This is a genomic window from Pedobacter sp. GR22-6, from assembly GCF_037402555.1.
GTDB lineage: Bacteria > Bacteroidota > Bacteroidia > Sphingobacteriales > Sphingobacteriaceae > Pedobacter.
In genome coordinates this window covers 1200861-1223339 of sequence record NZ_JBBEUC010000001.1, presented here as the reverse complement: position 1 = coordinate 1223339, position 22479 = coordinate 1200861, and the positions used below count along the sequence as shown (strand labels likewise).

At 37.3% G+C, this 22479-nt stretch carries 16 protein-coding genes; 6 read left to right on the top strand and 10 right to left on the bottom strand.

Features of this window, described 5'->3' with window-relative positions:
- Positions 1–10 precede the first annotated feature (10 nt).
- From WAE59_RS05620 to WAE59_RS05605, 4 genes are all read right to left on the bottom strand, one after another.
- Positions 11–802 (bottom strand): glycosyltransferase family 2 protein, encoded by a 792-nt coding sequence (locus tag WAE59_RS05620; RefSeq protein WP_337854954.1) that lies wholly within the window; start codon positions 800–802, stop codon positions 11–13.
- Positions 803–810: 8 nt separating this feature from the next.
- Positions 811–1716 (bottom strand): hypothetical protein, encoded by a 906-nt coding sequence (locus tag WAE59_RS05615; protein ID WP_337854953.1) that lies wholly within the window; start codon positions 1714–1716, stop codon positions 811–813.
- A 2-nt stretch (positions 1717–1718) separates the two neighbouring features.
- Positions 1719–2822: an MBOAT family O-acyltransferase gene (locus WAE59_RS05610; RefSeq protein ID WP_337854952.1), complete on the bottom strand. Its 1104-nt coding sequence runs from the start codon at positions 2820–2822 to the stop codon at positions 1719–1721.
- A gap of 332 nt (positions 2823–3154) precedes the next feature.
- The gene (locus WAE59_RS05605; protein ID WP_337854951.1) at positions 3155–3961 is read right to left on the bottom strand and encodes a glycosyltransferase family 2 protein; all 807 of its coding nucleotides are present in this window, start codon (positions 3959–3961) and stop codon (positions 3155–3157) included.
- 194 nt (positions 3962–4155) lie between these two features.
- Between WAE59_RS05605 and WAE59_RS05600 the strand changes: the two genes are divergently transcribed.
- The 4 genes from WAE59_RS05600 to WAE59_RS05585 are packed head-to-tail and all read left to right on the top strand — an operon-like array spanning position 4156 to position 8495.
- Positions 4156–5103: a hypothetical protein gene (locus WAE59_RS05600; RefSeq protein ID WP_337854950.1), complete on the top strand. Its 948-nt coding sequence runs from the start codon at positions 4156–4158 to the stop codon at positions 5101–5103.
- Positions 5103–6428, top strand: coding sequence for a flippase (locus tag WAE59_RS05595; protein WP_337854949.1), 1326 nt, complete (start codon positions 5103–5105; stop codon positions 6426–6428). Before WAE59_RS05600 ends, WAE59_RS05595 begins: the two co-directional genes overlap by 1 nt.
- 2 nt (positions 6429–6430) lie before the next feature.
- The gene (locus tag WAE59_RS05590; RefSeq protein WP_337854948.1) at positions 6431–7246 is read left to right on the top strand and encodes an alpha-1,2-fucosyltransferase; all 816 of its coding nucleotides are present in this window, start codon (positions 6431–6433) and stop codon (positions 7244–7246) included.
- Positions 7247–7265: 19 nt separating this feature from the next.
- Positions 7266–8495: a glycosyltransferase gene (locus WAE59_RS05585; RefSeq protein WP_337854947.1), complete on the top strand. Its 1230-nt coding sequence runs from the start codon at positions 7266–7268 to the stop codon at positions 8493–8495.
- Here WAE59_RS05585 and WAE59_RS05580 read toward each other — a convergent pair.
- The 6 genes from WAE59_RS05580 to WAE59_RS05555 form a co-directional block, all read right to left on the bottom strand.
- The gene (locus WAE59_RS05580) at positions 8476–9693 is read right to left on the bottom strand and encodes a glycosyltransferase family protein (RefSeq protein ID WP_337854946.1); all 1218 of its coding nucleotides are present in this window, start codon (positions 9691–9693) and stop codon (positions 8476–8478) included. The genes WAE59_RS05585 and WAE59_RS05580 overlap by 20 nt on opposite strands.
- Positions 9690–10868, bottom strand: coding sequence for an acyltransferase family protein (locus WAE59_RS05575; protein WP_337854945.1), 1179 nt, complete (start codon positions 10866–10868; stop codon positions 9690–9692). Before WAE59_RS05575 ends, WAE59_RS05580 begins: the two co-directional genes overlap by 4 nt.
- Positions 10869–10956: 88 nt before the next feature.
- On the bottom strand, positions 10957–12399 hold the full coding sequence (locus tag WAE59_RS05570; RefSeq protein WP_337854944.1) for an O-antigen ligase family protein: 1443 nt from the start codon (positions 12397–12399) through the stop codon (positions 10957–10959).
- Between the two features lie 9 nt (positions 12400–12408).
- Positions 12409–13563 carry a glycosyltransferase gene (locus WAE59_RS05565; RefSeq protein WP_337854943.1) on the bottom strand — a complete coding sequence of 385 codons (1155 nt, stop codon included), beginning with the start codon at positions 13561–13563 and terminating at the stop codon, positions 12409–12411.
- Positions 13564–13580: 17 nt separating this feature from the next.
- Positions 13581–15704 (bottom strand): exopolysaccharide transport family protein, encoded by a 2124-nt coding sequence (locus WAE59_RS05560; RefSeq protein WP_337854942.1) that lies wholly within the window; start codon positions 15702–15704, stop codon positions 13581–13583.
- Positions 15705–15748: 44 nt separating this feature from the next.
- A complete protein-coding gene (locus WAE59_RS05555; protein WP_337854941.1) occupies positions 15749–16450 on the bottom strand; it encodes a TolC family protein in 702 nt (233 codons plus the stop codon).
- 45 nt (positions 16451–16495) lie between these two features.
- On the opposite strand from WAE59_RS05555, the gene WAE59_RS05550 reads away from it, so the two are divergent.
- Together WAE59_RS05550 and WAE59_RS05545 are read left to right on the top strand one after the other, a co-directional pair.
- Positions 16496–17152, top strand: coding sequence for an acyltransferase (locus tag WAE59_RS05550; protein ID WP_337854940.1), 657 nt, complete (start codon positions 16496–16498; stop codon positions 17150–17152).
- 187 nt (positions 17153–17339) lie between these two features.
- Positions 17340–22478, top strand: a complete 5139-nt coding sequence (locus WAE59_RS05545; RefSeq protein WP_337854939.1) for an Ig-like domain-containing protein — start codon at positions 17340–17342, stop codon at positions 22476–22478.
- The last annotated feature ends 1 nt before the right edge of the window (position 22479 follow it).

Here is a 22479-nt window from a genome sequence, read left to right as displayed (position 1 = left end):
GGCAATCTGGCTAATCCTTTTTTGGATAGCTGACAAAATCTCTATGGTATTTAAATGTTTTATATTGCAGATAAACCTTTCGCATGGCGCGAACAAATAGATTCTGGCTCAATTTCCAATCCTGACGATAAGCAGCAGTACTAGGCTCATCAGCATTATTCAGTTGGTCGAAAAGATCGCTGATCTTAGGATAAATAAATCCCTTTCCACCATTTTTCAGGAAGGAAAGACACATATTATATTCTGCAATATCTACGTTTACACCTTCTTTATATCTTCCAAATTTATCCAGAAAACTACTCCTTTTTAGATGCGGATGATCACTGTATACGTAAAATTTCAGATAGCCAGGATACCAGAATTTAAAATTCATTTTCATAAAACCTTTCTCAAAAGGCTGAACGTAAGGATAAGGAACATAACCATAAAACCTGGCAATATCCATATCCTGACGCTTTTCCATCAATTCTAGTGCATCAGCAAAATGCATTGGAAATTCTTCTTTCGGTACAAAATCTTCCTGAACATATAAGGTATAAGGCATTGTTACCATATCCTGCCCTTTATTGATGTTGTTTCCAAGCCCTTTATTGACTGGTGTCGTAATCAATTTAAACTTGAACTCGTCACTCATCTTTTCCAATTTCTGAAGATGTTCAGGTTTACTGCAGTCATCAGAAACGATGATCTCAGCGAAGCTACAGTCCAATGACTTAAATGCATTCAATAACCGTCTTAAAGAACCGGACCTGTTAAAATGAGTAATCAATAAAGATACATTGTCAAAATTTCTACTTTGCATAAGTCTTTTTATCTAAAAATTGGTAAAATGTGTCGGGTAAAATCCTCCGCTCCCTGCCTGCTGAGATGGATTTCATTATAAAATTGCTTCGGATCATTCCCATATAAATCGCCATAGTTATAATAGCTGACACCTTTGGATCTCATAAGCTTTGCAAACTGAAATGCATTTTCCTTATAAGCTTCATCTATAATGATATCTGCAACCGGAGCTGTAAATAGAATGAGTTCAACTTTGTTTGACTTACACAATTCAATAATTTGATTCAGGAATTTATATTTTCCCTTAAGATCAAAAGTAAGGTGTCTCAATTTATCCGGTCCTTTATAATGCACATTTGGATAGAAATAATCACCATACTCATCAAAATCCTGGGGAAGAATTTTAAATTGATCTATCAGCACTTCATGAATCCCCCACAGTGTATTGTACTTAGCATATCTGTAAAAAGGGACGTAACGATAAGCATACCATTCACCCCCAAATTGCTTAAAATGATCAAATACGATATCCTCCTTTAGGTAGGGCATAAATTTAGGCACTGCAAATTCAAATATCTCCTCTGTATCAGAAGAAAAAGGATCAACCTGCAGGTATAGTTTTTTAATCTTGTTGCCATTTGCCAAAAAGATCTTTAACATAAGGTATTGGTCCGGGATTGAGCTCCCGTCTACAGAAATATTGATTCCCTTTTTACCTGTGGCCTTTTCAATTGCGGGTATATCTATTGTGGTAAAAGCCCTTGAGCTTCCGTGCATGGCATAATCGTAACGTTGGTTCTGCTTTTGATACAACCACTGGATTTTAGTGTAATAGCCTTTTTGAAATACATACGTAAAAGCTTCATCCAGCAGCCAAAAGAAAGCCAATAAAATGATCAGAAGTATAAACAGATTCTTAAAAAACTTCTTCATATCTAAAACTGGAAATAAATAAAACTACTCTGTGCTACCAACACACCAAGTAAAGCTATTAATAAGATCAGGGTAAAATAGCAGGCAAATCTAAAGGCCACATACTGGTGAAAATATTTTTGTACAAATTTAAGTTCCCAGCCTTTTTCAAAAGCAATTAATAAAATGATTAAAGGAATACCCAAGGCAAGATTATACATGTCTGCTCCTGTCATTTGTTTAACCTCAGCAAGAAAAGAATGATTGAAATCAAACAGATGACGGATGATTGTAAAAGAATCCTCAACGGTATTTGCTCTAAAGAAGATCCATGCAAAGCACACAATGCTAAATGTCCAAACCATACTTAGCACTCCCGGAAGTTTAAAAGGCAAAATCTTGAATTTACTATTTAACGCTTCAGAAACAATTAATAAACCGTGAATGGCTCCCCATATCACAAAATTCCAACTTGCACCATGCCATATACCAGAAACTAAAAAAGTAATAAATAAGTTTAAAAGCCATCTGGGAACCGGAACTTTATTACCACCCAATGGTATATACAGGTAATCTCTGAACCAAGTCGAAAGAGAAATATGCCATTTGCTCCAGAATTCTTTGATGGAATGGGAATAATAAGGTTTATTAAAGTTCTTTACCAAATCCACACCCATAGTTTTTGCCACACCTATTGCAATGTCAGAATAGCCCGAAAAATCACAATAGATTTGAAAAGCGAAGAAAATGGTCGCCAGGATCACTGCCCAGCCATGATAGGATTCAGGAGCATTGTAGACAATGTTTACAAAAAAAGCTAGCCTGTCTGCCACCACTACCTTTTTAAATAAACCCCACAATATGAGCCTTCCACCCTTCACAAAATTATCCGATTTAAGTTGGTCAAACTCCTTTAATTGAGGAAGTAAAATTTGGGGTCTATTGATTGGACCAGCCACCAGTTGTGGAAAATAGGAAACAAAGAGTGCAAATCTTCCAAAATTTCGCTCAGCTTTTATGTTTTTATGATAAACCTCCACGGTGTAGCTGATACTTTGAAAGGTATAAAATGAAATACCAACAGGTAAAAGGATCCGTGCTGCATCCAGATGTAGCGGAATATTCATCAATGAAGAAGCGGAATTTACGCTACCAATAAAAAAGTTGAAATATTTAAAGTAAAATAATAATCCAAGATTAGTCACAATGCTCAATAAGAGCAGCAATTTTCGCTTGCGTTGCACCTCCGTATTTTCAAGGGCTCTCGCTACAAAGTAATCGATCGTCGCAGGAAAGAACAATAGAAATATATACTGCCAGCGCCAGCACATGTAAAAAAATAAACTGGCGATCAATAACATGACCCATCTATATTTCTGCGGCAAAAAGTAATACAGTATTAAAACTGTAGAAAAAAACAAAATAAAGTTTAGTGAATTGAATAGCATTCCTATTGGGATTATCTTCTTAATAATGTTCTTGTCAGCCGCTTCCAGATACCTTTAACCAGTCCCCCATCGAGCTGGATTCTTCTATCAGTAGTCCAGACCAGGGCCGGGATATTCTTAACCAAATGCAACCTGCCGAAGCCTTTTTCTCTGAGTTTCAGTGCCAGCCAGCCATCTTCATTAGTGCCCGGTGGGTGATTGAAACCCTCTACCGCAAGTCCCTGTTCACGGCGGAATCCCGAATTAAAGCCATAAACATTTACCGCCTCATCTTTAACTTTTTTATTGATCCACCTTGAAAACTCTGCAACATATTCATAAAAAAAATAGATGCCCCGACCAGTAGTCCCGACCGGAATTAGAGAGAACCGACCGTAAGTCAGTGCCACTTTTGAATCATCCAGAGGCCGAACCATTAACTCTATCCAGTCTTCAGGATAAATACTATCAGCATCTGCATTCAAAATATATTTTCCTTTAGCGTGTGAAAGTCCCATGTTGCGTGACACTGTAATCCCTTGTTCGGGCTGAAATACCACTTTAACCCCACAAGAAATTGCCAGTTCCTGCGTCTTATCTTTGGAATTATTATCAACAACAATAATTTCAACGCTTCTGCTGGTTTTGTTGTGACATAAGGAACTCAAAGTAGGAACTATATTATCTTCTTCATTGAACGCGGGCATGACAATACTCACCTCTGGTTCTCCCCTACTGAGATTTTTATATGCTAGCAATGCCTGACTGCACATTTCATTTTTAGAACCAACTGGCTTTAAATACTTTAATATTTGAGCGGGAATTTCTATAGGTCTCATCAAAACATGTCTAGTATGGTAAAGTTATGAATTGTACGTTTAGTTTATTATAAAGGCCTATCTTTTTTCAATTAAATTCTATATTTACCCTCGGTAAAATGTATTTTCATGCAATATTTACTTCTTATGGTTGAGAGATATTTTAGAAATTCAGCGTGCAACGGCTATATCCCTATTCAAAACAGAGTGATCTTATGTTAAAAAAAATCTTACTAAAAATCCTTAGCCTTTACGTAATAATCAGATACCCTAATGTGCCGAAGGGTTATAGTTATTTTTATAGAGATACATATATATGCCAACTTACTCAGTGGAAATACCTGATTAAAGATTATATCATCAAAAAACCTTACAAAAAAATAAGTTTTAGCGGGGAGTTTACACCAGATCTGGCTTTTGCACTTCCCTTCGCTTATTGGCATTTAAAGAACGGGACGTTACTCGCAACAGAAGGAGCTAAATACACCAATGAAATTTATTTTTTTTCACCTGCTCACCAGGAGATTTATGAAACCAGGACTACAGAAGGAAACTATAATTTTGAAACGCCTAGGATACTTTATAGTCAGGACTACAATATGAGCAAATGGCTAGAGGTACCACTCAAGGCTACTTATGCCAATGATATATACCTTTATGAAAAGCCAATATTGATTGTAGCCAATCGCTACAATATGGAATGGGATGGTCCCCCGATCAGCTTTTTAAGTATCCAACAGCTGGAAAAAATATTTAATACATATAAAGACAAGTATCAGATCATATACAACAGGCCCAGGCCGGAGAACATCACCAATGACAATAGTGATATCTATGATCTTGATGAATATGACTGGATAGAGCAAAATTTTCCTCAAGTAATCCTGATGGAAAATTTGTATAGGGAAAATAAGGGGAAAGCCAATAATTTTAATCACCTGCAGATGATGGTATATGCTAATTCCAATCATTTTGTATCAACACATGGCGGCACTGGTGCCTTGGCAAGTTATTTTGGAGGATTAAATATCATCCTCTCTAAAAAAGGAGGTGAGCATCATTTTCATTGCTTTGATAAACTTTATCCAAAATTATCCGGAGCCACGATATTTCATGCAAAAACCGATGATGAAGTTACACAATTCCTAGAGCAGCATTATTAATGGAAAAAGATCAATATTGGCTTAAGTCAGGGATCATAAATGTGGTTCAGAATTTTTCCGGTACACTCATCAATATGCTTACGTTTATTGTTCTTGTAAGATTATTGAGCAAAAATGATTACGGGGTATGGGGTATATTCGGACAAACAGTGCTGATACTGGAAATCATCCGCGGTGGATTAATCCAAAGTGCACTGATCAAGTTTATGGCAGGAGCTGAGCAAAAAGAACACTCGGCTATTTTCACGGCTTCTCTCGTTATAAGCGGAACGATGACAATACTCTGCATTGCCTTGAATTTTATGTTTTCAGGTTATCTGTCAAGGATGCTCAAAGCCCCGGAACTTGAACAAATGTTTTATTTATATAATATTGTTTTCCTGTTCTCCGGAATTTTGTCTCAGTTTAATTGTGTCGAACAAGCAAATCTGAAATATACCGGAATCTTCGTCAGCGGATTGGCCAGGCAAGCTGTCCCCTGTCTCTTTATCTGTGTTGTCTTTCTCTTTAAGCTCAATCTAAACTTAATGACACTGGTTTACGTGCAGATTGCAAGTGTGATCATCAGTATATTTATCTCCTGGTTTTATGTAAAGAAATTCATTCATTTCAGCTTTGTATTTAGCAGGCATTGGGTAGAAAAAATATTCCACTATGGCAAATATGCTTTCGCAACATCACTAAGTTCTATATTATCGGGAACGATAGATCAATGGATGTTATCAGGAATCATATCCCCTGCAGCATCCGGATCATTCAACATTGCCGTGCGTGTTACAAACTTAATTGACATTCCAACTAACGCTGTTGCAACAATCGTTTTTCCACAGAGTGCAAAACGTATCGAAACAGAAGGAAAGCAGGCAATAAAATACTTGTATGAAAAATCTGTAGGTACAATTCTGGCTATGGTTATTCCAGCTATTATTTTTATTTATATTTTCGACGGATATATCATCAGATTACTTGCAGGAGATAAGTATGCTGATGCAGTTCCAATACTTAATATCACATTATTGTATTGCATTTTTGGCCCATTTGGCAGGCAATTCGGAGTAATTATAGACTCCATCGGAAAAACCAGGGTTACCTTTATAATTGTCGTGGTAAATACTTGTGTTATCCTCATTCTGAATTATTTCCTGATTAAAAAATATGGGACAATCGGTGCGGCATATGCTACATTGATTGCAAATATATTTGGATTTACAATTGCGCAAATTGTACTATGGAAAGAATTACGCGTAAACCCACTTATGGCATTCGTATATGCGTATAAGTTTTATCCGGAGTTTATTAATAAATACATATTAAAAAAAGGATAACTATGATTGGAGTGAAGTTTATTGGCAGACTAGGAAACCAAATCTTTCAGTATGCATTTTATCAATATCTTAAGACTAATAATACGGATAAGTCTATTTTCTTTGTGAACCCTCATCATGGTTACCTCACCAAATATTTTAATTTGGGAGCTTCTCAAAACTTCAGGCTCAGTTCTAAAATCTATTCAATTTTTGCCAGGTCGATGCCCAAACTCTTTAAATTCAATGAAATCTATATAGAGAGTATACAAGTTCCAAAAATTATTGAAGTCAGGGAATCGACCATTTATAAAGGTTTCTTCCAAACTGACTTTTATGTAAAACGGATTATCGGAGGCTTAAACATATCAATAAAAAAAGAATTTACAGATCAGTTTGAACGTGATTTTGGTGAAACGTTTCGCAAGAATAAGACAATCGTCATTCATATAAGGAGAACCGATTACCTCAGTTATGGTAAAAGAGACATATCTCTACCAATTGAATATTTTCAACGGAGGTTGGAAGCACTGGGAAATACAGATGATCATCTTATCTATTTTGTGAGTGACGATATAGAATATGTAAAATCACACTTTAAGCTAAAGTCTAATTACGTCTACTCGAACAATAACGAAATAACTGACTTCCAAATCATCATGAATGCAGATATAGCGATTATTTCCAATAGCAGTTTTGCATGGTGGGCAGCTTATCTATCCAAAAAAGACAATCAGGTTTATGCACCAAAAAACTGGCTGGGCTTCAGAATAGGAAAAGAACATCCTAAAAGAGTAATGACCGATAAATTTATCTGGTGCGACGTATTTAAGGATTGATGCAAATTCATAGAACGCGATGAAAGTATTACATATAACTGGTTTTATTACCGGTGGCGCCGGAATAGCTGTAAAGAGACTTCATGAATCTCTATTAGATAAAGGAATTGATTCCAAGGTGTTATGTATGTTTTCAGCGGATGAGAACATAACACGAGAAATCTACCCTATCAACAAATCCAAAAGCCTTTGGGAAAAGGTAACTTCCCGACTGAAAATAGATAATGCCAACAGGCTGATCGGAAACCTCTCCGGAGAATTTGAAGCCTTTACATTACCTTTCTCAAGATATAAATTACATGAACATGAGCTCGTCAGAGATGCAGATATCATTCATTTACATTGGATATCCGACTTTGTAGACTTTCCCTCATTCTTCCCAAATGTGAAGCAACCTATTGTATGGACCGCTCATGATCTCAATCCGATCTTAGGTGGCTTTCACTATGAAGAAGATGTCAGGCGTAATCCTTCCTTTGGGTCACTTGAGAAGAAATTGACTGTGTTGAAACATGCTTATATAAAAAAATCAGGTTTAAAACTCATCGGGAGCAGTACAGTAACTGTTGACAAAATCAAAGCGTACATTCCTGAAGCGAACTGTACCTACATTCCTTGCATTCTGGATACGGTTCATTTCAAACCCGTTGAAAAAAAAATTGCGAAAGCTGCATTTGACTTAGCTGAAGACTACCTGATATTGGGAACAGGTGCTGATGATTTAAAAAACTACAGAAAAGGTTATTGGTTATTACGCTCTGCCCTATCAATGTTATCTAAAGAAGACCGTAGTTTATTAAAAATTCTTTGTTTTGGCACCATGAAAGAAAATGATCAATCCAACGAAGCTCCTGAAATTATACGTTTTGAACCTGTACATAACAAGAAATTACATTCCCTTTTATACTCGTGTATGGACTATTTTGTTGCTCCATCCATTGAAGAAACCTTCGGCCTTACAGGAACAGAGGCCTTGCTGTGTAATACTCCAATCATAGCATCTAAAACCGGCGGAATGATCGATTATTCGCAAAATGAAAAAAGTAACATGCTTTTCGAACCAGGTAATGTAGAGCAACTTCTCAGCAAATTAAAAGACGCCATAACGCAGAAGCGGCTAATGAAACTAAGCGGATCAAGTCCCAGAGAGTCTATATTGCAGTGGTATGAAGAACAGGATCCCCTAAACCAGCATATCAAATTATATCAGGAGATGTATCAAAAGCAGATCAGGCCTGAGTCTTCTTGATTTCTAAAAACCTGTAAAGCAATTCCCCTAACTGCATAATTCTTTTATCCCAGGTATTTTCTGAAGCTACAGCCAGACGTGATTTTAGTGCGTTATCATCATTATTTTCCAGATAAAAACGAATCGAATCTGTAAAATCAGCGGCATTGCCACAGTAGCGTACCGTAGCTTTTGTAAATTCTTTCAGATCGAGATTAAAATCAGTAGAAATTACCGGCTTACCGGCTCCAAGGTATTCAAATAACTTTAATGGAAAGATAGTGTAGCTTACATCATCCTTTTTAAAAGGTATCATAGCGATATCGAAGCCTTTTATAACGGAAGGCATATCCTCATATGGCAACCTTCCTGTAAAATAAACATTTTTATGATCTTTAAAATCAGACGGAACAAATTCCTCTGATACCGGACCTACAAATACAAAACTCCTATCCGGATTTGATAATGCTACCTCTTCAAGTAGCGGAAAATCCATACGCCTTTCAACATGCCCAAAATATCCAATAATCGGTCTTGGAATATCTGATAACGCAGAATGAATTTTTAAATCAGGATCTAACGCCTTAGAACTATGTTTTAAGTCAGCAGCATTAGCGACAAAATACGTATTGCTATTTAGTTTAAGTTTTTCGCGATATAATTGTTTACTGGTACAAACCACTAAATCTGAATCCTTTACCAGGATCTGCTCAGAAACTTCACCATGTTTTTTATCATAATCTATAATGAGCGGATCAACACATTGATAGACGGTCAGCGTAGCCCCAAGTTTTCTTCCAATAAGTGGGTAATGAAAATTAAAAGAATTTATAAAAATAAATTCAGTAATACCATTACTTTTAAGCACCGTTTTGATTTTGGTCACAATTAGATGCTCATTATATTTCAGAAAGAATCTGTATAAAGAACCTTCCGGAAGAAAATTTATAGAAATTACGGGAGGCGTGATAACTACTTTTAGTCTTGGAAGTTCAGTATCAATAACTGCAGTACCTTTTAAATCAAAATACTTTTCCCTGGTCTTGTAATCCAGTGACTTTTTCTGTCTAAAATAATCTTTAATGGTATAGGGATAATCTACGTAAAAGACGTCATTTTCCAATGCAAGATATTTTGCAGTCGTAAAACTCGTGGATTCATAGATACCATCAAATTTTGCGGCTCCAAGTATGACAACAGTAGTATTTGTTAGCTTCATCGAATTCTACCTTTTTTAAATACAGAAAAAACCTTTTGAGAAAATTTGTCCGGCCAGTTTTTATCCATAAATGGCTTCTCAAACATTAGGAAGAAGACACTGCTTAGTGCCAGAACAATAGGAATAAATAGCACCAATTGTATTAAAAGATTAACACTGTAGTTTTCTCCAATGCTAATGTTTTTTGTGAGTCTGATGAAGAACTCCGAAAATGGCAAATGAATTAGATAAATGGTATAACACATTCCCCCGATAGACATGATCCATCGGTTTGATACAAATTGATTTACTTTATGACTTTTAAACACTGCGATAAAAAACACAAGTAAAGAGATCAGTACAGCAAATCTACTGCTGAGTTCGTAACTCCAGCTCCAGGAATAAATAAGAGATACCAGGGCTAAAATTGCGACCATGTCGTACCAGCTGCTTTTCTTAATCTCAACCCAGTCAGTTATATAAAGATCTGCCAGGATAAAACCTAAAAGAAAGTAATGTAAATGTCCTAAGATACTAAAACTGTAGGGATTGAGATATAATTTAAAATACTGCTGTATCAGCACCAGCAATATGATTAAGACCACATTTACTACTCTTCTTATATTTTTTTGTTTTATAAAGAAGAAAAAATAGGCTAAAACAGGTGCAAAAATATAAAACTGAACTTCGATCTCCAGCGTCCAGGTAGGTGGATTGAAGGGAGACCATTGATTGTAAATAATTGCATGGGTATAAGTAATATTTGCTAAATAGTGTGGCAGATATTCAACGAAAGATGCATGCATCTGGAAAATAAATGCGAGAAAAAAAATGGTCATCCAAATGATATATGGTGGCTCTAAGCGAGTAAGCCTTCTCCAAAAATAGCTTCCGATATTGACCTTTTTAGTTTGTTTAAGATGGTGAGAAGCAAAAGGAAGTGCCAACACAAACCCGCTGATGACGAAAAAAATATATACACCTAAAAATCCCCGATGCGCCAGGAAATTAGAAAGTGTGCTCTCCGGTGGATTTGTGAAATTTACGGTTGTATTCCGTTCAAAGCGTTCCGTCAAATGCTGAATAAGCACTGGTATAATCGCGACAAACCTGAGGCCATCAATTTCCCTTATCAATCTCCCGCCGGATGTAACCCTAGTCAGTCTATTAGGTATAGATTGTAAAAATTGGTACATAAATTATTTTCTATGAGTTTTATAGCCACTGATAAACCCAATGACAAAGAATAAAATAGCAGGAAAAGCGATGATTGCAAAAGGCATATTATTTTTTATTTTTTTCTCCCAAAACACCTTTATCCAGGCTTGGTGATAATATAACAAAAGACCATGACATAAACATAATAACTGAGGAAGGAAAGCCATTCATGACCTCGTTTCCATAGCTGCAAAAAAATATTCCGGCTACGCCTGAAGTTAAGGCAATGCATTTAATTCTTAAGCCATCGTCTCTGAGCCTCATCACTATCCCACTACATTTTCCGATAAGATACATATTTAAGGAAAACCAGATGACTAAACCTACTACACCATACATAACCCAGATTTTCACCCAATAACTATCTGGTGGCACCTTTGAAAGATATTTATCCGAGTTAAATTTACTGCCGTTCATCCCAATAACTCCTACACCTCCACCAAACGGCAAGCCGTCCATTACTTGCTTTAATTTAGCCTGATTGATGAATCTGGCATTCAATGATGGGTCTTTCGGATCTAGAGCTGTTCTTAGTCGCACGATCTGATACACTCCACTACCTATTGAAGTATATTTAAGTATACCCAGGAAAAGCAAGCCAAATAATGAACCTATGATTAATACTTTGAAATTCTTTGTCAGGAAAATTGCAAACACTGCCGCTACAAGCAAAGCAAATAAAGCACCCCTCGTACCTGATATGAGCATCCCATAGAATAGCAAAGCACCGGCTATACCCAATAAAACGCGCTTCCACAATTTAAATGGTCCTAAGGCAAGCACAAATGCGACAACGGACATTGCAGCCTGAGAGGCACCAAATTGGCCCGCATCTGTGTAAAAAGAAAAAATCCTAAGCCGTCCGTCCACAATATGTGTAAAATCGCCTCCGTTGTCCAGCCACATTTGCTCAGGTCCTGAGACACCTATGATCATTTGTTTTAAGCCATAAACTGCTGCCAGAACAGACAACCCGATTATCATTTTGATAAATAAGTCAAGATCCTTTTTTGTATTGAACAACAAGAACGCTATGGGAGCAATAAATAACCAATTAAGGGTCGTGAAACGAATTTCCATAAGCCAGCCCATTATACTTGCACCAGCTGGATTCAAAACCTCCAATAGGTTAATTCCGAACCATATCAGGGCTACAAAAAAATGATCATTTCTTAAAGTCTTCCAATCGTAATCCATCCTGTGAACCAGTATCGACAACCAGGTGATACCAAGAAGCACCTCCATTAAAGGTCCAAAAGGAAGACCGGTGTTTTTTAGTAAGCCTGCTATGACAAAACAATAAATCAAATAGGCTATAAATCCAATTTTAGGTTGTGCAAATAATGCGTATGTAAAGACAATTGCTCCAGTAATAAGAAAAGGTATAACTACTGCTATGAGTTCCAGTCTGACAGTTAAAAAAGCAGTAATTACCGAGAAAAATATACCGACAATAGCTATTATTAGTGCTTTTTTTGTCTCTGCTGAAGAATAACGTGACCAAATCATATAGATGTTCTACTTATTGTGTTTGGTGGCTATATTTTTCTTATTTGGCAATAAAGATTTCATTAGTGAAATCAGTTGATAAAAAATAAATACAGGAATAAATCTCAATGCTTTATAGATCCTTTCATCCGTCTTATGCGACTTAAGCGCTATGATAAACCCTAAAACAAACATCGCAAAACAAAAACACAATACCAGGCTGAAAAAAGGATTTATAAATAAATTCAGGACTACCAGTACTACCCCTAATAAAAGAAACATAAATAAAGGTGGTCTTAAAAGAATAATCCCAAACAAAAGCTGATTGATACTAAAATTGGAAATGCCTTTAAATATGAGCGAAAAACCATATTTAAAAAATCTAAACCAGGTACTGATCCACCTTGATCTTTGATTCACCAGCTGTCCCGAACTGGCCGTTTTTTGATCATATACAATAGCTTCTTTGCTGAAAGCAATTCTTTGATTTCTTCCTAGTATTTGTGCCTGTAATACTTTATCAAAACCAGCACCACTCATAGTTGATTTTTCAAGGCATTCGCGATAAAGTGCAACATCAAATGCCATTCCGGATCCAGACAGCGTCGCTGATGAGCCCAAATCAAACAAAAGCTGTCCATCATAAAAGTGATAATAAATATCTCTGGCTGCATCCAGAGCAGCGAGAGTAGTATCCAGGTTTTTCGCCTCCCTTATCCCCTGGACTGCATGGAAACCTTGATTGAATTGATCGTTTAATTCTTTAAGGAGAGTGGGATGTGCCAGGTTATCACTGTCCATAATCAATAATACTTCGTGATCTCTGGAAAAATTATCAATTGCGAAAAAATGAGACCGAATGTTACTGGCCAGCACATTAGGTGGATATAAAACGATGACCCTTGGATCATCAAAAATTAGATTCTCATCTGCGATACAATTATCTGCCACGATGTAAACCATGAAATTATGGTAATCCATGTCAAGTAGAGACCTTACTACTTCCGGAATAAAAACCGTCTGTTCATAAGCCGTAACTATAATTGCATAATCGCGTTCTTCAACATTGAACGACACAGTTTTTTGAGTTCTTCCCGAAAATCTCCAGAAAATGTACAATGTAACCGGAAGCAATAAATTTAGAGCAACTATAAATTTAAGAAAATGAACCAATATATTTATCATAGTAAAGTACTATAACATCACAACTTAAAAAGCTCTTTGTCGTGAGTATTCTTTGTAACCATATTCAATATCCAGCCTCTGAAACTACCAGAGTTTTTCATTAATGAGATGTAAGCTTTATCTAGATCAGATAATGTTGTACCGGACTTAAATACAGAAATTACATCTTTGGAGAAAGATAGCCATTCCTTCGCTTGCATCACCTCACTTAATGCACCTGTTTCTATAATGACAAGATCATATTTAGTCTTTGCATACTCTAATTTTTGCCTGATCTTCTCATAGCCCGCAAGTTCCATGATTGATACGTCTGTACCCCTGTTTCTGAGTACGGTAATACTACCTTCAGTTACCTGATCGTCCAAATCAACCTTATCCTGTAGAAAATCTTCAAGATATAGTGAAGATGAAGGAGAAGATTTGCTGATGTGCGGATTGACGAAATTTCCGTCGATAAACAATATCTTTAAATTGGTCATCTTCCAGGCAAATACCAGACTTAAAGAAAGAAAGGTTTTCCCTACCTGAGGACTAATACTGGTAACCACAAGTATTTTATCTGTCATTGCAGACTCTATTTCGTATCTCAACGACCTCAATTGATTTCTGAATTCTATGAGAGTGCTGTCGTCTAATTCATCCTGCCATAATTTCTTAAGATCCACAGATTGATTATCAATTTTGCTCACCATACCCAGAACGGGACTTTCAGACGCCTTGTATAAAGAACCGACATTAACTATACTTGAATCTGAAATAAAAATTAAAAATAATGCGAGGATACAAAATATAAAACTGATTATTCCACCCAGAATAACAAGTAATAATTTTTTAGAGGGCTGTGCCAACCCGCCAACTCCCAATTGAACCAGACTCATCTTGGATTCAAATCCAGACTCTAAGCTACTTTGATTATATTTATTTAAAATATCCAGATACTCCTTACTTGCAATATCTACGTTCATTTCGAGCGTTTGAACTTCTGCTTCTTTAGGCACAAGTTTGCGAAACTGGTTGGTTAAAGACTGAATCTTATTTTCAAGGGAATTTATACTGTACCTCGAAATATCCATCTGTATTTCCAGATTCAGTTTTTGAGTAACGAGCTCCTGCTTAGTATTGAAAGGATTCGTTACGTATTGATCAGAAGATTTATTTAACTGTTCAACCAAAACATTGTTTAAGGAATCATAGCTGTCTTTATAACGTTTATCCAGATCGCTATTGATATAAAGATTATAAAGGGAACTGAGTTCTTCTCTGGTATTGATCAGCGACTGATTAACTTTAGAAAGCTTAGATTCGATGTAACTTCTTTCTGCGGGATTGAATTTAGCATCTATTTCATCAAGTGCTCCTGCATAGGAAGCCGTCTTTTCCACTGCCTCCTGTTTTTTTGTATCGTATTCCAGAATCAATGTATACAACTGCTTGGATTGTTCTGTTAGATTCAAAACCCCATTCTTTATCTTGTAATTCCGCAGTTGGGACATCCGGTTTGCAAGCGTATCTGTCTTCTCTCCCAGTAAGTTTCTCAGAAAATTATTAGCCTTTATTTGATTACTCCTTAATAATCTGGAATAACTTTCTATAAATTCTTTAGAAAGCTCATTAACAATAAATGCTGATAAGTCTGGATTTTCTGATTCTATCTGAACGGTAATGAAATCGCTTTCTCCTGAACGGAATACCTGTAATTTGTTCTTAAGTGCGTCTGAGTGATAGTCCATAGATTCAATAACTCTATATAACCCATTCTCATCGGCATTTGAAACAGACAATTCTTCATTTTTGGCGTATTTCGCTCGATATACTGCCAGCGCATGTCCCCGTGCCTCTGCGTTCAATGACTCTAATAATTTGCTTTTTGCCTTAAAAGGCTTTTCCGAAGTAAGATCATGGATGATTAGTAGATAGGAAATCTGATTCAGTACCTTTTTCATCTTAATCATCTCCATCAGGTTACTAAATTGCTGACGAACCTGATCACCCTGTATGGTTTGAACAATTACGGACTGCTGCGTTGTTTCATCTACAATACCAGTTGAGATCTGAGCCTGCGAAACATAAGAACTTTTCAAGTTACGAACCAGAAAATAAGTGATGATTACTGTTAGAATAGGAACAATAATCAATGCCAATCTGTATTGTTTTAAGAAATTTAGGAATTTATATACTTCGCCCATTATTTTATCTCTTCTAATCTTTTAACAGTCAGTTCTTCCAATGAAATCTTCGCATTTAAATAATTCGATTCCGATTGAAGTTTAGACTGGGTAGCGGCATTTAAAGTACTTGAGGCACTATTATACTCCAGGAAAGTGGCTTCCGCCTTCTGATACTTGATTTTAATTGCATTATAATTACTTAATGCATCATTATATGCATTATTAGCCGGAACCAGGGACTTCTGATACTGAAGATAAACAATATACCTATTTTTAACCATTGTCTCCAACTGCAAAAAATATTCAGCTTGTGAAGATTCTGCAATTTTCACTTGTTCTCTAGCCTTTTTTATCTGACTGGGCTTAGCAAAAAGTGAACCTGGATTAATTGAAACTCCAAATTGATAACCGGTTAACAAATCTGCTGTTTGCAAATCCACAACTGAGTTGGTTGTTGGCTGATTCGAACGTGCAACATACTGAAAAGAAAAAGGGTCAAGCCATGATGATTTGGTACCAGCAAGATCGCTTTTCGCGATATTGATCTGGCTGGTCAAAGTCTTTATTCTCGGATAATTTGCTTTGGCAGTAGCCACCAACTTCTCCATATATAGATAAGAAACGTCACTTAATATACTTTCCTGTGCATTAGCTACATTTACTTTCGTGATCATAAGCATCAAAATAAAGAGTAGTAAGGCAAGTTTTTTGTAGTTCATAAACGAGTACGGTAAAAATTCAAATATATGGTTATGATTTAAAATATGCTAATATTGTACCATATAAAGGATAAATCGCTTTTCATGGAATCTTTAATAAAAATAATAAAAAACAGCCCTAAAATTAAAAAAATAATTCACTGGATGATCGTTCCCAGCGGTGAGGCAAGGCCTCGTCTTTGGATACGCTTGTTTATCAACCCTTTTGTTCATAAAAGAGGCAGAGGAAGCGCTGTCAGATGGAGAACACGAATGGATTTACTCCCCTTCAACAAATTTGAGCTAGGTCGCCGTTCAGTGATAGAAGATTTTAGCACACTTAACAACGGCGTTGGAAACATCATTATCGGGGAAAATACGTTGATCGGAATGAGCAATGTAATCATCGGCCCGGCCAGGTTAGGAAATAACATTATCATTGCTCAGAATGTGGTAATGAGCGGATTAAACCATAACTATCAGGACATCTCAATTCCCATAGTAGAACAAAATGTAAGTACAGCAGAAATCATTATTGAAGACGACTGCTGGATCGCAGCAAACGTAGTGATTACAGCTGGTGTAAAAATTGGAAAGCACGCTGTAATAGGTGGCGGCTCAGTTGTCACAAAAGACGTACCTCCATACTCAGTTGTAGCTGGAAATCCGGCAAAATTGATTAAATTTTTTAACCAGGAAACTAAAAAATGGGAAAAACTATAAAAAAGCCGTGGATTTTTTTCCGCTAATCGGGATCTTTTTCCTCAATGAAGCAATTAACTTTAGCGATTTTTGCTCCCTATTTATGTAAAATACTGATTTTTAGTGCTTAAATTTACATTTTCAAAGATCAAGCATAATGGCTTTATATTTGAATTATAATTATACCTGTTCAAGTTATTTCAATATTATGATAAAACCAATACGAATCGTATTATTTTTTCTAGCTATATTCTTTTTTATACCAAAAAGTTACGCTCAGTTTCCCTACGTCGAAAGTTTCCGAAACGCAACTGCATCAGGAATTGTTTTCGGCGGCGCTCCCTCTGCATTCTTAACAGCATCCGGCAATTCTCCCAGTGGCGGAACTCCTATTGATGCAATAGGATCCGGATATTTAAGGCTTACAAATGCAGAGAAAAATCAAAAAGGCTATGCTTATAGCATGTCTGATTTTCCTTCCAGCAATGGATTGAAAGTAGAATTTGAATATGCGACCTATGGTGGCAGCAGGGCTGATGGAATAAGCTTTTTTCTCTTTGACGCTACTGCCAGTCCATTTACAATTGGAGGATTTGGCGGTTCACTAGGATATGCACAGATCAATACGACTACCCCTATTTCACCAGGAGTAAGTAAAGGATACTTAGCAATAGGACTGGATGAATATGGGAATTTCTCTAATAATAATGAAGGAAGACAAGGGGGTGTTGGTTTCATTCCTGGTTCGGTTACTTTGCGTGGTAAGGGTGACGGAATTGCAATGACTCCGGATAATTACCGTTTTTTAACGACTGTACATCCAGATGAGCTTGGCGTATCGCTGATCGGGGATGGATCCCAAAGAATCAGTGACCCAACAAACATCGCCTACCGTAAAGTTGCGATTGAACTTATCCCAAATCCATCAGGAGGATATAATATTAACGTATACCTGACTAAAGGTGGCTCTCCACAGGAACGAATAAAAGTAATAGATAACTATTATTATCCGGATGCAGCTCCTGAAAAACTCAGGTATGGTTTCGCTTCATCAACCGGTGATGACACGAACTTTCACGAAATCAGGAACGTAGCGATTGATTTATATACATTAAATCCGATCGTATCAAGTGACGTTAAGCAGGCATGTGAAGGTACTACAGCTACCATTGACATTACTACAAACGACAAAGCTAATGCTACCAATACCAGCATTGATAAACTGACCATTGATCTGGATCCTGCAACTCCCGGAATTCAAAATACGTTATTCCAGGCAGGCAAAGGTACTTTCTCTGTTAATTCATTAGGCATTGTACAATTTGTACCCCTTGCTTCTTTCTTTGGATCTGCTACAGCAAATTATAACCTGAGAGATACAAATGGAACACTTTCCAATACTGCTTCGGTAACGTTTACTTATTCTGCTCCGCCGGCGGCTCCAGATGCGGGAGCTAATGATGCAATTAACATTTTTACTCCTACAGGAACTTATGCTCTGCAAGGCAGTGCAACCGGAACAAATACAGGACTTTGGACGCAGGTCTCAGGACCTAACGCTGCTACTTTTGCAGATCCGACATTAAACACCACTACTGTAAATAATTTGGTTTCGGGAATATATGTATTTAGATGGACCTTATCCTCTGCTGCCGGTTGTACAGCCTCAGATGATGTTCAGCTTACTGTAAACCATCCTCCAGTTGCCGTAAACGATGTAGCCACTACGCCTCTCAATACCTCTGTGCCCATTTCCATAGTTGACAATGATACAGACGATAATGGTAATGCAAATATCGGCAGGGGCAGTATTGTTATAAAAACTCAGCCTTCAAACGGAACACTATCTATCAACTTTACTACTGGAATAGTAACGTATTTACCAAATTCAGGCTTCACTGGTACTGACACCTTTACCTATACTGTTAAAGACGCAAATGGAGCAGAATCAAATGTAGCGACTGTAACCATTGTTGTTAATAAAACGCTGGTAGGAACTAATGACGTTACGACAACCAATGTAAATACACCTGTTGTTGTCCACGTACTGGATAATGATCCAAAAAAAGCCGGCGCTTCAGTATTGAAAAATTCTGACCCGCTCCATGGATCTATAATTGTAAATCCTGATGGCACCATTAGTTATACGCCTGTAACAGGATATAGTGGTAAAGATACATTTACCTATAAGTTGGTGAACTCAAACGGAGACGAATCTGATCCGATTACGGTTACAGTGAACGTTAAGCCCACCGGACTTACTGACACTGGCAATACAAGGTCTAATGAAGCTATTATTATACCGGTAAAAGATAACGACCCTGGAAAAAGCGGCACAACCGTGGTACCTCTTACTAGTCCTTTAAATGGATCAATTTCAGTAAATCCGGCCGGAAATGTTGTTTACACTCCTACTGTTGGATTTTCAGGAAAAGATACTTTTCAATACCTTTTAAGAACTGCGGACGGTGTAGATTCAGATCCAATTATTGTAAACATTAATGTGAAGCCAGTCGGTTCACCTGATATCATAACCACTACTCCGGATGTAGCTGTGATACTTCCGATCAAAGACAATGACCTTAGTAAAACCGGCACCACTATAGTACTGTCGACCAATCCGGTAAATGGGTTAGTTTCTATTGGCCCGGATGGGACTGTAGGTTATACGCCTAATACAGGTTACTCTGGTAAAGATACTTTTACCTATCAGTTGAGAACAGCTGACGGTCTGGATTCAGATCCCATTATTGTAAATATTACTGTAAAGCCAATGGGTTCTACCGATAATGTGATTACTGCGCCAAATACATCCACTATCATACAGGTAAAGGACAATGATGTTAGCAAACTAAATACAACCCTCACAATTACGACAAATCCACTTCACGGAGCTGCAATAGTCAATGCGAACGGAACAGTTACCTATACTCCTGCTATGGGATATTCAGGCAAAGATGTATTCACTTACACATTAAGAACTCCTGACGGAATCGATTCTGACCCTATTACTGTAAACATCAATATTAAACCTATTGGCTCTACAGATAACGTATCTACAGAAATCAGTACTCCTGTTACCATCCTGGTTAAAGATAATGACCTTAGTAAAACAGGCACTACCGTAAGTTTAACCTCTACGCCAACAAATGGCACTGCTGTAATTAATGGAACGGGTAATCCGGTATATACTCCTAATCCAGGATTTTTTGGCAAAGATTCGTTCTACTATATTCTCAGAACTACAGATGGACTAGATTCTGATCCAATTTTGGTAAATGTTGATATCAGGCCAGCTGGATCGCCTGACAATGTTAGCACTCCACCTGCAACACCGATAAATATTATTGTAAAAAATAATGATGTCAGTAAAACAGGAACTACAGTAACAATTAGTTCAAATCCTACTAATGGGGCAGTAGTACTTAACGCTGATGGGAGCACAACCTATACTCCGAATGCAGGCTTTTCTGGCAAGGATACTTTCACATATTTTCTTAATACATCTGATGGAGTACAGTCTACACCTATCACTGTGACTATTACTGTAAAACCAATTGGAGTCAGTGATAATGTCGTTACACCTCCAAATACCCCGATTACCATTTCGGTTAAAGACAATGATCCAAGCAAAAATGGGACTACGGTAGTAGTTGTTACGAATGCTGCACATGGTGCGGTTGTACTGAATCCTGCAGGACTTCCGGTTTACACGCCGAATACGGGTTATTCAGGTAAGGATACTTTTACTTATATCCTACGGACCGCTGATGGTGTGGATTCAGACCCAATTACGGTTAACATAGGAATTAAACCTATAGGGCTTGATGATATCGCCAATACAATTACAAACATCCCTGTAAACATCCCTGTGAAGGATAATGATCCAAGTAAAACAGGAACGACTACCGTTATCAATACAAACCCTGCAAATGGATCTGTAGTATTGAATACAGACGGAAGTGTAGCCTATACGCCTAACACCGGTTTTTCAGGAAAAGATACATTTACATATAGATTAACCACTCCTGATGGAGGAAGTTCTGATCCAATTACAGTAACGGTAAATGTGAAACCTACCGGAACACCTGATGCTGCCACAACAAACTCCGGAGTTGCTGTTATCATTCCTGTAAAAGACAATGATCTAAGTAAAGTTGGTACTACTGTAGTAATAGGAACAAGTCCCCTACACGGAACAGTAACTATTAACAGTGCAGGTATACCAGTGTATACTCCAGCACCAGGATATTCTGGACCGGATAGTTTTACTTACCGACTCAGAACTCCGGACGGCTTGGAATCAGACCCTATATTGGTAAACCTGACGGTAAGAGTCCCTGTGGTTATACCTGCACCTAACCTAAATATTGAAACCCCGGTTAGCAGTCCAATTACCATCAACATTCCAACTCCTACCGGAGGAACGATCACCATCACGGATCCACCAGATCACGGAACCATCACATTTGATCCTTCAGGTAAACCAATTTATACACCAAATTCGGGATATAGCGGACCAGATGACTTCACTTATATCATTACTGATCCAGATGGAAATACTTCTGTACCAGGGAAGATAACGATCAATGTATTAGTTTCTCCAAAAATTGGTCTTGCAAAAAAATTGGTAAGTGCCACAAAAAACACAGATGGCAGCTATAAAATCAGCTATCTCTTCACAGTTCGGAATTATGGAGAAGTAGGTATTGCGAAAGTGAGCCTTGTAGATGAACTCGACAGAGTATTTCTTGGAAATACAATTAAAGTTACAAAGTTAACTGCGACCGGCACGTTGAAAGCAAGCAGCAATTACAATGGCATTTCAGTTAAAGAATTGCTTGATCCAAGCAGTAGCTTAGCTGCGAACGGTAAAGAAACTGTATCGCTTGAATTCAATATCACTTTAGATCAGAAGGAAGGGGACTTTTTCAATACTGCTGTAACGAGAGGTTATAACAGCGTAGGTGCAGAAGTCACATCCGATCTTTCTACAGATGGCCTGAATCCCGACACCAAGGGTGATGGTGATGTTTCACCTTCTCTATTCACTCCTGTTAACCTGATCAAACAAAATATTTTTATCCCAGGCGGCTTTTCTCCAAACAATGACGGAGTCAATGATTTCTTTGTAGTGGAAAATGGCACAGGCAAGCAAATATCTCTGGAAGTTTATAACAGATGGGGCAACAGAATATACAAGGCTGCCAAATACGAAAATACCTGGAACGGAAAAACAACTGAAGGTATCCACATAGGCGATGATGTGCCGGCTGGTACATATTACTACATCATCACCATAGACAATAAAGATAAACGCGTTGGATACATTACAATTAACAGATAAT